This is a genomic window from Cellulosimicrobium cellulans, assembly GCF_042723955.1.
Taxonomy (GTDB): Bacteria; Actinomycetota; Actinomycetes; order Actinomycetales; family Cellulomonadaceae; genus Cellulosimicrobium; species Cellulosimicrobium cellulans_H.
Genome location: NZ_JBHXIC010000020.1, coordinates 60,150 through 62,899, shown reverse-complemented (window position 1 = coordinate 62,899; position 2,750 = coordinate 60,150). Strand labels below are relative to the sequence as shown.

Annotated in this window: 3 protein-coding genes; all 3 read right to left on the bottom strand. The window is 77.4% G+C overall.

What is annotated here, in order from left to right; translation table 11 throughout:
• Nucleotides 1–278 (bottom strand): hypothetical protein (locus ACFWH7_RS08050; protein WP_378215979.1); only part of this gene is annotated, 278 nt, incomplete at its 3' end.
• Between the two features lie 111 nt (nt 279–389).
• Nucleotides 390–1,262: a ketopantoate reductase family protein gene (locus ACFWH7_RS08045; protein ID WP_378215978.1), complete on the bottom strand. Its 873-nt coding sequence runs from the start codon at nt 1,260–1,262 to the stop codon at nt 390–392.
• A gap of 83 nt (nt 1,263–1,345) precedes the next feature.
• Entirely contained in the window at nt 1,346–2,635 is a 1,290-nt protein-coding gene (locus ACFWH7_RS08040) for a YibE/F family protein (protein WP_378215977.1), read from the bottom strand.
• Nucleotides 2,636–2,750: the final 115 nt, after the last annotated feature.

Here is a 2,750-nt window from a genome sequence, read left to right as displayed (position 1 = left end):
GGGCCGGGGCGCGCGCGGGGCGGCGCCGCGACCGCCGCGCGGGCCGCCCACGCCGCGGCCTCGGGCTGGCTCGCACGCAGGGCGTCGAGCGCGACCTGGCGGCGCGCGAGCGCGTCGGCCGCGTCGCTCGACGCCGCGGCGACCTCGAACGCGAGCGGGCCGGTGAGGTCGAGCAGGCACCGGTCGCAGCGGGACGACCGCAGCGTCGCGGCGCACGCGGGGCAGGAACGCGTCTCGGGCAGCCGCGCCAGCGCGACGTCGACCCACGGCTCTCTCATGACGGACATCCTGGCGAACCTGTGAGGCTCCTGGGGACGCGTCCACAGGGGGTCGCGTGGCGGTCCGGTGAAGGCTCCCGGCGGGCGCGGTCCTGGGGCGCCGTCCGGCCGTCAGCCGCCGAGGCCGGCGACGAGCGCGCGGGTGAGCGGCGCGTCCACGCCCGCGCGGTCGGCGGCCCGGACGATCGCACCGCCGATGGCGTCCACCTCGAGCGGTCGCCCGGCCTCGGCGTCGCGCAGCATGGACGACTTCGCCTCGGGCGCGAAGCGGTCGTAGAAGGCGAGCGTGCGCGCGGGGTCCGACGGCGCCCCGCTCGCCGCCGCGACCGCCGCGACCTCGCGCACGAGCGCCTCGAGCTCGGCGCGGTGCGTGGTCCGCACCTCGCCGATCGGGGCGCGGTGCGTCGTCGTGAGCAGGGCGAACGGCGCGAGGAAGCCGAGCTTGGCCCACATCAGCGCCGTCTCGTCGGGGTGGACCGTGGTCGAGGTCCCGGCCCCGTCCAGGAGCGTGCGCACGGCCTCCACCCGCTCGGGCGGAACGCTGCCGGGCGCGAGGTCGACGTCGGTGAACGCGCTCGTGTGCTCGATCTCGCCCGGCGCGACGCGCGTGGACTCGACACGGATGGTCGCGGGGAGCACGCGCTCGGCCCCGTACCGCGCGCGCAGCACGTCGAGGTGGTCGAGCCCGTTGAGGAACGGCACCACGACGCCGTCGCCGAGCACCTCGGGCGGGACGCGGTCGAGCGCGTCGTCGAGCGCGGTCTGCTTGACCGCCACGAGGACGACGTCGACCGGCTCGTCGAGCCGCGTGGCCGCCCGCGCGGGGACGTGGACCTCGCCCACCTGGCGGCTGCGCACGTGCACCCCGTGCTCCGTCAGGGCCGCCGCCGTGGCCTCCCCCGCGAGGAACGTCACGTCGGCACCGGACCGCACGAGCAGCGCGCCGACCAGCCCGCCGACCCCGCCCGGGCCTAGGACCGCCACACTCCGGCCGCTCGTCGTCCCCGTCACCGTCGTCCTCCCCTCGTTCGGTTCGTCCCGTCCGGACGGGCGGGGACGCCCCGTCGTCACGCCGCGGGGACCTCGACCCTACCCACGGGGACGGACGCCACCGACGCGGTGCCGGGCACGGTGAGCGCCGCGATGGCCGTCGTGACCGGGATCGCGAGGACGAGGCCGATCGAGCCGACGAGCGTGCGCACGACCTCCTCCGCGATCTCGCCCGAGGTGAGGCTCGTGGCGAGGTTCTGGTCGGACAGGTAGACCGCCATGAGCAGCGGCAGGGCCGCGCCGACGTAGGCGAACGCGATGGTGTAGACGGTCGAGGCGATGTGGTCGCGCCCGATGCGCATCGCGCGCGCGAAGAGCTCGCGCCGGGTCGCGAGCGGTGCGACCGCCCGCAGCTCCCACACGGCCGACGCCTGGGTGATGGTCACGTCGTTGAGCACGCCCATGCCGGCGAGCACGATGCCGCACAGGACGACGCCCTGGATGTCGAGCGAGGGCGCGTACTGCGGGATCCACAGCGACTCCTCCGAGGTGAGCCCCGTGATGTTCGACGCGCCCGAGCCCCACCACCCGAGCAGCGCCGTGATGGCGAGCCCGACGAGCGTGCCGAGCAGCGCCGTCGACGTGCGCGCGGTGAAGCCGTGCGCGACGTAGAGCACGACGAACATGACGAGCGACGACGTCACGAGCGCGACGCCCAGCGCGTTCTGCCCCGTGAGCAGCGCGGGCAGCGTGAACCACGTGATGACGACGAACGCGCCCGCGAGCCCCGCGAGCGCGGCGAGGCCGCGCCAGCGCGCGACGGCCAGCACGACCACGGCGTACGCGATCGCGAGCACCCCGATGGGCAGCCCGCGCTCGAAGTCCATGAACACGTACGGGCTCACGCCCGCCCCGACCGCCTCCGCGATGTAGAGGACGCGGAGCCGGTCGCCCTCGTCGAACCCGTAGGCGACGTACTCGGGCGGGGCGTTGACCGTGATCGCGTCGCCGCCCACGTCCTCGCCGCCCGCGCGGGACCCCGCGTCGAGGCGGGCGGGCACCTCGTCCGTCTCGGGGTCGATCGGCCCGGTGACGGTGGCACGCAGGACGGTGCTGCCCTCGGCCGCGACGGGGATGCGGTCCGGCACGTCGGCGGACGCGGGCCACAGCGCGACCAGCCCGGCGAGCGTCGCGAGCAGGGCCGGGACGAGGAGCGCCGCGAGCGTCAGGCGCACGCGCCGCGTCGCCGGCGCCGCCGGCCCGTGCGCGTGGCCGTGCGGGTCGGCGCGCGACCGCCCGGTCTGCTCGCGGCGCTCCCGGCGCCCCGGGACGGGGCCGGACGACAGGTCGGGGCTCGGCTCGCTCACCCGAGGATGCTGCCACGGCGGAGGGGCGGCGCGGGGGGGGGCGCCCCCGCGGGGGGGCCGGGGGGGCGCGGGGGGCGGCCCGGGGGGTGGGCGCGCGCGCCCCCGCCGAGGGCGC